Below are 8,309 nucleotides of genomic sequence, written 5' to 3' on the forward strand. Positions count from 1 at the left end.
GACCCAGCCCCAGCCGCAGCTCCAGCCCCAGGGGCAGACCGCGCCCGTACCCGCCTCCCAGCCGTGGCCCGCCGGCCACGACACCTCCGGCGCCGGTGTCGCCGCCGTACCCCCGAACCGGCCCGCCGCCCAGCCCGTACAGACTCCCGGCGCCGGGCAGCCCACTCCGCCGCCCGGTACGCCGTTGCCGGCGGAGGCCGGTCAGGCACAGGCACCGGTCGCGGCGCAGCCGCTGCCCGCCGAGGCCGCGGCGGCTCCCGCCGCGCCCGTCGACCCGAACTCCACCCAGGGCCGGGCGATCAGCGTGCGGACCCTCGGCCAGGGGGTGCCGTTCACCCGGCAGGCGGCCCAGGTGCAGCAGCCGGGGGCGGCCACGCCTCCCCCGCACCAGCCGGGTGGTTCGGGACGGCGGCGCAAGCTCGGCACCCGGCCCGACCCCGCCGCCACGGCGGCCCCGGAGCAGACCGGCCGTCCGCATCCGGCGGCCGAGCAGGCCGTGTCCGCGCCGACGCCCGCTCCGCAGCCGTCGCAGACCGGGCAGTCCCGGCTCGCGCACGCCACCGAGGCGGCCGGACGGTCGTACGCCATAGGGGCGCCGGACGAGAACGCCGCCGAGGGGCCCGAGCCGTTGGACGGTCCGGGTGGGGCCGTCGAGATCCCGGACACCCCGCGGCCGCAGCCGATGGACGACGAGCTGCCCCCGGAGCCGCTGGACAACCCGCGGCGGCTGCTGGTGTGGCCCGCGCCGGACGTGACGACCCAGCAGGCGCTGAGCGACCGCGGGTACCGGCCCGTGGTCGTGCAGTCGCGCGAGGAGGTCGACGCGCAGATCGCGGCGTTCCCCGCCGCGCTGTTCGTGGACCCGCTGACCGGGCCGATCACCCGGACCGCGCTCCAGTCGCTGCGGCAGGCGGCGGTGGCGTCCGAGGTGCCGATCATGGTGACCGCCGGGCTCGGGCAGGCCTCGCGGGAGGCGGCGTACGGCGCCGATCCCGCCGTACTGCTCAAAGCGCTGGCGCCCCGGGACAGTGAGCAGCATCCGCCGCGGGTGCTGCTGATCGAGGAGCACGCGGAGATCGCGCTGGCGCTGACGGCGACGCTGGAGCGGCGCGGGATGCAGGTCGCGCGGGCGGCGAGCGACGCGGACGCGGTGACGCTGGCGGGACAGCTCAGGCCGAACCTCGTCGTGATGGACCTCATGCAGGTGCACCGGCGGCGGGCCGGGATCGTGGACTGGCTGCGGGCCAACGGGCAGCTCAACCGGACGCCGCTCGTCGTCTACACGGCCGCCGTCGACCAGGCCGATCTGCCGCGGCTGGCCTCCGGTGAGACGGTCCTCTTCCTCGCCGAGCGGTCGACGAGCCCCGAGGTCCAGGCGCGGATCGTGGATCTGCTGGCCCGGATCGGGACGAACTAGACCCGGACCGGCACGGACTAGGCTCGGAGCGGGACGGACCAAGCCCGGAGCGGGACGAAGAACAGGCCAGGAGGCGCCCGACCGGCGTGAGCCCGCACGGCATGTGCGCGCACGGCATGTGCGCGTCCTCGCGGGCGTGTCCCGTCAGGTCGCGGTCAGCCTGCGCGCCGCCTCCCGCACGGACGCCCGCAGCCGTTCCCGGTCCGCGGGCTCCCCGCCCACCAGGATCCGCTTCATCTGCGGGACCACGGCCGCCCAGTTGGCCACGGCGATCAGCAGGAACAGCAGGTCGCGGGGCGGGATGGCGTCGGTGACGACACCGCGTTCCTGGCCGTCCTTCAGGGTCGCGACCTTGTGACGGTAGTGCTCCTGGCGTTCGGCCTCGTCGGGCAGCTCGGTGCCGGAGCCGTACTCCAGGCCCTCCCAGAACAGCAGGCGCAGCACCTCGGGGTGGGCCTCGTGGTAGTCCATGAGGCGGTCGATCCAGCCCTCGATGTCGTCCGGGTCGACCGGGACGGCGATCGCGAGATCGAGCATGACCTTGCCCAGGACCTTCGTGAACAGCTCCGCCTTGTTGCCGAAGTAGGCGTAGATGAGCTGCTTGTTGGCCTTGGCCTCGGTGGCGATGCGGTCGATGCGGGCGCCCGCGATGCCGTGGCGGGCGAACTCCGCGACCGCCGCCTCGAAGATCCTGGCCCGGGTGGCCTCGGGGTCCCTTGCTGCTGCCATGGGGCCAGGGTAAGGGCAGCCGAGCCAGTAACCAACTATTTGGTTGACAGGGAATGGACGGCCCTCGCACACTGTTGAGGCAGCCATCCAACCAACCAGTTGGTTATTAGATCCGACTCTAAGGATGCCCCGGTCATGCCGACAGCCACCGTCACCCAAGGACGGTCCGCCGAGACCCCCGCACGGGACGCGGGCTCGCTCCTCCTCGTCCTCATCGCCGTCTGCACCGCCGTCACCGCCGCCAACATCTACCTCGCGGCCCCGCTGCTCCCCCTCATCGCCCACGACTTCGGATCGACGCCCTCCGCGGTCGCCTGGGTCGCCTCCGTCGCGCAGTTCGGCTACGCCTTCGGCCTGCTCGTCTTCGCCCCCCTCGGCGACAGCGTGAACCGGCGGCGCCTGGTCGCCGGCCTCTCCCTCGTGACCACCGCGGCCCTGACCGCCGCCGCGCTCGCCACCGGCACCACCGCCCTCGCCGCCGCCGTGCTGGTCGCCTCCGCGGCCACCGTCGTCCCCCAGCTCCTGGTCCCGCTGGTCGCCCAGCGCGCACCCGCCCATCACCGCGCCCGGCACGTCGCGGCCGTCATCGCGGGCCTGTTCACCGGAATCGTCGCGGCCCGGGTGCTCGGCGGACTGATCGGACAGGCCTTCGGCTGGCGGGTGGTCTTCGTGGGCGCGGCCGTCCTGACGGCCGTCCTCGGCCTCGCGACGGCGTACGCCCTGCCCGCGGAGCGGGTGCGCCGCTCCGGCCCGCTCTTCTCGGGCCTCACCGCCCTGCCGTCCCTCGTCCGCCGCTCGCCCGACCTGTGGCGCGCGTGTGTGCGGCAGGCGGGGATGTACGGCGCCTGGAGCGCGCTGTGGACCTCGCTGGCCCTCCTGCTGACCGGCTCGTCCTACGGCCTGTCGACCGCGACCGCCGGGCTCTTCGGCCTCTTCGGCCTCGCCGCGAGCGTGGTGGCGCCCCTGGCCGGCGGGTTCGTGGACCGCTTCGGCGCCGCCAAGGTCGTACGGTCGGCGTATCTGCTCGCCGCCGCTTCCGTCCCGTTGTTCTGGCTCGGCGGGCACGCGATGTGGGCGCTGTTCGTCGCGGCGATCGCCGTCCACGCGGCCCTGGTCGCCTCCCACGTCGCCAACCAGACCCTCGCCCTGACGACGACCTCGACCCCGGCCACCGCCAACACGGCGTACGTGGTCGCCGGTTTCGCGGGCGGCGCCACGGCTTCCGCGCTGGCGGGATCGGCGTTCGGCTGGTGGGGCTGGGGCGGCGTGTGCGCCGTCGCGGGAGTGTGGCTGGGCCTGGGCTGGCTCACCACCTCGGTACGGCGGTGAGGCTGCCGCCGCCTCGCGGTGGGTTGTCGCCGTACGGCGGTCAGGGCCCCCGGTGTGTTCGCCCGGGACGCCCTGACCGCCGTGTCCGTCAGGTCTCAGAGGTGTGCTCGGAGCCTGGCTGAGAGCTTGGCTCAGAGCTTGGTGACGTCCAGGCCGCCCTCCGCGTACTGCTTGCGCAGGACCTTTCTCAGAACCTCCGTCGGGCACGCTAGTTCCGCGCTACCTTCGTGATCCACGATCAGTGCAGGCCAGGCACATAACCTGCCATGTCCCGCACTCGCAGGGGTGGGAAAAGGAGTCACGGTGGTCGTGAGACTTGGGGGGTACGCCCGGATCAGCCTCGACAAGAGCGGCGAGGAACTGGGCGTGGAGCGGCAGCGACGGGACTACAGGCAGGTTGCCGGGGTGCGACCCGGCTGGGTACTCGCGCGCGATTACATCGACAACGATGTGAGCGCTTTCAAGCGCAACGTGGTTCGCCCTGAGTTCGAACGGCTGCTGGTGGATCTCCAGTCGGGTGTCATAGACGGAGTGATCGCCTATGACCTTGACCGGTTGGCCCGGCAACCGCGCGATCTTGAACGACTGATCGACGTATTCGAAGAGCGACCGGCACTGGTCTTCTGCACCGTCACGAACGACATTGATCTGTCGACGTCGGACGGGCGCACGATGGCGCGAGTCATGGTCGCCTTCGCCAATAAGGCCAGCGCCGACACGGGTAGGCGTGTAGCCCGTAAGCACCGCGAGCTTGCGGACGCCGGCAAGAACGGCGGAGGCTTCCCGCCGTTCGGCTGGAAAGAGGACCGGGTGACGATTCACCCGGAGCAGGCAGCCCTGATCCGTAAGGCACATGACGACCTGTTGGCAGGTACGCGGCTTTCCACGATTGTGAAGGAGTGGCAAGCCCAGAACGTGCAGACGTCTCGCAATACTGGGAATCCGATTACTCGCGTCGCAGTGAAAGGCATCCTCAGAAACCCTCGCCTGGCCGGCTTCCGCACCGTCAAGGGCCAAAAGCATATCGGGACGGACGGCAAGCCCGTCATGGGCGTTTGGGAGCCGATCTGTACCCCGGAGAAGCTTGATGCCGTGACTGCCGTATTGGAGGGCGTTCGCTCGCGGTACACGACGAGTAACCAGAGCAACAACCAGAAGTACCTGCTGAGCGGGATTCTGCGCTGTGCCGAGTGCGGTACGCGAATGCTCGCCAACATGCGTTCGTCATGGAAGGAGGGAAGCAAGGGGAGCCGCTTCGTCTATCGATGCCCCGCCGCCAATGACGGGGGCTGCGGGAAGATGTCCCGCGCCGGCGAGTCGCTCGACAGGCACATCATCGATCTGATTCACGACGCCGAGGCGACATCGAAGGCGCCTATTAACAAGGCGGCCGAATGGAAAGGTGCTGCGCGGTTCGCCGAGGTGACCCAAGAAATCAGCGAACTCATCGCCGCCATGAACACCAAGCGCATCTCCGCCGCTACGGCTATTGCCATGCTGGAGCCCTTGGAGCGGGAACGCGACGAATTAGAATACGAACGCAACAGACACATGGTCGAGAAGGTCAAGGCCACCGCAGCTACTGTGGAACTGTCGGAAGAATTTGAGCGTCTGCCCATTGAGCGGCAGCGCGCGGTGATCCTGAAGCATGTACGGGCCATTGTGGTGCGCTCGGCGGGCCGGGGCGCCCGGAAGTTCAATCCCGATTTGCTGGACGTGGTATGGACCGCGTAGCCGTCTCAGCAAATCCAAGAAGGCCCGCTCTGAGAGCAGGACTCCGCACTCTACTTTTCACTCCCTGAACTCCCGCTGGAGCCGGGTGCCTCGGTTGGAGCGAGGCCGAGGGAAAGGCGAGCCCCCAGCGTCGCGCGCCGGGGGCTCTGGTCTCTGCTCGGTTCAGTCCAGCTTGGTCACGTCCAACTGGCCCAACCTAAGTGATTCACGAATCTTCTTCTTGTCGAACTTTCCGACGCTCGTCTTCGGGACCGCCTCGATGATCGACCAGCGCTCCGGGAGCTGCCACTTGGCGATCCTGCAGACGTCGCTCGCGAGGAAGGCGCGCAGGGACTCGAAGTCGGCGGTGGAGCCCTCCTTGAGGACGACCGTGGCGAGGGGGCGCTCGCCCCACTTCTCGTCGGGGACGGCGACGACGGCGGCCTCGGTGACATCCGGGTGGGACATCAGCGCGTTCTCCAGCTCGACCGAGGAGATCCACTCGCCGCCGGACTTGATGACGTCCTTGGCCCGGTCGGTGAGGGTGAGGAAGCCGTCGGCGGAGATGGTGCCGACGTCACCCGTCTTCAGCCAGCCGTCCTCGCTGAACTTGTCGGCGGGACGCAGGGGTTCGGCGTCCGGGCCGTTGTAGTACGCGCCGGCGATCCAGGGGCCGCGGACCTCCAGCTCGCCCGCGGACTCGCCGTCCCAGGGCAGGCGCTCGCCGCCGGGGCCGGTGAGGCGGGCCTCGACGCCGGCCGGGAAGCGGCCCTGGGTGAGGCGGTACGCGAACTCCTCGGGCGTGCCGACCACGTGGGCCGGCGGGCGCGCGATGGTGCCGAGCGGGGAGGTCTCCGTCATGCCCCAGGCGTGGCAGACCCGCATGCCCAGTCGGTCGAAGGCCTCCATCAGGGAGGGCGGGCAGGCCGAGCCGCCGATGGTGACCTGGCCGAGCGAGGAGACGTCCCGCGGCTTGGCGGTGAGCTCGGCGAGCAGGCCCTGCCAGATGGTGGGGACGGCTGCCGCGTGGGTCGGCTTCTCGCGCTCGATCATCTCGGCGAGGGGGGCGGGTTGCAGGAAGCGGTCCGGCATCAGCATGTTGACGCCGGTCATGAAGGTCGCGTGCGGCAGGCCCCAGGCGTTGACGTGGAACTGCGGGACGACCACGAGTGAGGTGTCCTGGTCGGTCAGGCCCATCGACTGGGCCATGTTGACCTGCATGGAGTGCAGGTAGATCGAACGGTGGCTGTAGACCACGCCCTTGGGGTCGCCCGTGGTGCCGGAGGTGTAGCACATGGCGGCGGCCTGGCGCTCGTCCAGCTCGGGCCAGTCGTACGTGGTGGGCTTGCCGGCGATCAGGTCCTCGTACTCGTGCACGCGCGCGTGGGAGCCTTCGAGGGCCGTGCGGTCGCCGGGTCCTGAGACCACCACGTGCTCGACCGTCTTGAGGTGCGGGAGCAGGGGGGCGAGCAGGGGGAGCAGCGACCCGTTGGCGATGATGACGCGGTCGGCCGCGTGGCCCACGATGAAGGCGAGCTGGTCCGCCGGGAGGCGGAGGTTCAGGGTGTGCAGGACCGCGCCCATGGAGGGGATCGCGAAGTAGGCCTCGACGTGCTCGGCGTTGTTCCACATGAGGGTCGCCACCCGCTCGTCGTCGGCGACCTGGAGGTCCTCGCGCAGGGCGTGGGCCAGCTGCGCGGCGCGGGCGCCGACCTCAGCGAAGGAGCGGCGGTGCGGCTCCGGCTCACCGGTCCATGTGGTCACCTGTGAGGTGCCGTGGATCGACGACCCGTGGGTCAGGATCCTGGAGATCAGCAGCGGTACGTCCTGCACGGTGCTCAGCACGGCGTCCTCCCGGGGCGACATTGCCTACGCGGTAGTAAGGGATGCGCCGATTCTGCGCACATACCGCGCGGTATGTCACTAGAGCCGAGCGATCGATCACGTCACGATGCCCTCACAACGGCCGACCGCGGCTGACGGTTCCCCTGGGGGGCGGCTCCCTGGCCGGCGGACGGCGGACGGGCAGGGGCCCGAGTCCCTGTTGCCGGAGGGCGGGCTCCGGCCGTTGGGGGCTGACGACGACCCGGTGGGCGAACGGACTGCGCCCCGAGGTGCCGAGCGACAACTATTTGGCGGTTGTGCACCGACCGGGTGGCCATCTCCGGAGGGAAGGGCACCGGCCCGGGGGGCACACATGTCAGGCTGCGTGCACTGACCGGGGCGACGATTGCCGGCAGGCGGGGCGGGCACCACCCTGGAAGGCCCTGAGGCGGCGTTCCCCCGGTGGACGAACACCAGCCCGGGGGAGCCGCGGTCCCCGAGCAGACGAACGCCACCCGGCTCGATGCCCCCTACCGGGCGAGTACCAGCTCGGGGTCCTCGCGGAGTTTGCCCAGGGCTCGGGAGACCGCCGACTTCACGGTGCCGACGGAGACCCCGAGGACCTCGGCCGTCTGCACCTCGCTGAGGTCCTCGTAGTACCTGAGGACGACCATCGCCCGCTGCCGGGCCGGCAGCTTCATGATCGCCCGCCACATCGCGTCGTGCAGCGCCTGCTGCTCGGCGGGGTCGTCCTCGCCCGGCACGGGGTCGGGCTCGGGGATCTCGTCGGTCGCGAACTCGTCCACCTTGCGCTTGCGCCACTGCGAGGTGCGCGTGTTGAGCAGGGCCCGGCGCACATAGCCGTCGAGGGCACGGTGGTCCTCGATGCGCTCCCAGGCGACATACGTCTTGGTCAGGGCGGTCTGCAGCAGGTCCTCCGCGTCGCTCGGGTTCGCGGTCAGCGACCGGGCGGTACGCAGCAGCACCGGCTGGCGGGCCTTCACGTACGAGGCGAACGAGGGGTACGCGAGGGTCTGCGTCGCCGGTACGGCGGCCTTCGAAGCGCTGGTGCAGACGGGTGTGGTCATGGCTCCACGCTAGATTCGCGACGCCCCCCGCTCATCGGCCACAGGTCCCGAAGAGGACTCCCCCTCAGGTTGTAGAGGTGGGGCTGACTGCACCTCCTGAAGGTGGACGAGAGAGGCACGTCTACTGCGGGATCACCCCTGGGGGCTACCCGTCCGCGGTGAGCACGAGCCCGGACGTGGGCACCCCCGTCCCCGCCGTCACCAGGACC

At 70.6% G+C, this 8,309-nt stretch carries 6 protein-coding genes; 3 read left to right on the forward strand and 3 right to left on the reverse strand.

Annotated elements, in window-relative coordinates:
• On the forward strand, positions 1-1,417 hold a 1,417-nt coding region (locus AOJ26_RS31530), incomplete at its 5' end, for a response regulator (RefSeq protein ID WP_324614005.1).
• A gap of 144 nt (positions 1,418-1,561) precedes the next feature.
• Here the strand turns inward: AOJ26_RS31530 and AOJ26_RS31535 are convergent.
• Positions 1,562-2,146 carry a TetR family transcriptional regulator gene (locus AOJ26_RS31535; RefSeq protein ID WP_053851780.1) on the reverse strand — a complete coding sequence of 195 codons (585 nt, stop codon included), beginning with the start codon at positions 2,144-2,146 and terminating at the stop codon, positions 1,562-1,564.
• 135 nt (positions 2,147-2,281) lie between these two features.
• Between AOJ26_RS31535 and AOJ26_RS31540 the strand changes: the two genes are divergently transcribed.
• Both AOJ26_RS31540 and AOJ26_RS31545 read left to right on the forward strand, forming a co-directional pair.
• The gene (locus tag AOJ26_RS31540; protein WP_053851781.1) at positions 2,282-3,475 is read left to right on the forward strand and encodes an MFS transporter; all 1,194 of its coding nucleotides are present in this window, start codon (positions 2,282-2,284) and stop codon (positions 3,473-3,475) included.
• Between the two features lie 303 nt (positions 3,476-3,778).
• Positions 3,779-5,209, forward strand: a complete 1,431-nt coding sequence (locus AOJ26_RS31545; protein ID WP_053851782.1) for a recombinase family protein — start codon at positions 3,779-3,781, stop codon at positions 5,207-5,209.
• 162 nt (positions 5,210-5,371) lie between these two features.
• Here AOJ26_RS31545 and AOJ26_RS31550 read toward each other — a convergent pair whose 3' ends face one another.
• On the reverse strand, positions 5,372-7,054 hold the full coding sequence (locus tag AOJ26_RS31550) for a long-chain fatty acid--CoA ligase (RefSeq protein ID WP_053851783.1): 1,683 nt from the start codon (positions 7,052-7,054) through the stop codon (positions 5,372-5,374).
• A gap of 488 nt (positions 7,055-7,542) precedes the next feature.
• The gene (locus AOJ26_RS31555) at positions 7,543-8,100 is read right to left on the reverse strand and encodes a SigE family RNA polymerase sigma factor (RefSeq protein ID WP_053851784.1); all 558 of its coding nucleotides are present in this window, start codon (positions 8,098-8,100) and stop codon (positions 7,543-7,545) included.
• Positions 8,101-8,309: the final 209 nt, after the last annotated feature.

The organism is Streptomyces sp. NRRL B-24085, from assembly GCF_001282115.1.
Classification (GTDB): domain Bacteria; phylum Actinomycetota; class Actinomycetes; order Streptomycetales; family Streptomycetaceae; genus Streptomyces.

Coding starts and splice junctions, on each gene's coding strand:
- AOJ26_RS31535 (WP_053851780.1), bottom strand. CDS start 2,146: ATGGCAGCAGCAAGGGACCCCGAGGCCACCCGGGCCAGGATCTTCGAG.
- AOJ26_RS31555 (WP_053851784.1), bottom strand. CDS start 8,100: ATGACCACACCCGTCTGCACCAGCGCTTCGAAGGCCGCCGTACCGGCG.
- AOJ26_RS31550 (WP_053851783.1), bottom strand. CDS start 7,054: ATGTCGCCCCGGGAGGACGCCGTGCTGAGCACCGTGCAGGACGTACCG.
- AOJ26_RS31540 (WP_053851781.1), top strand. CDS start 2,282: ATGCCGACAGCCACCGTCACCCAAGGACGGTCCGCCGAGACCCCCGCA.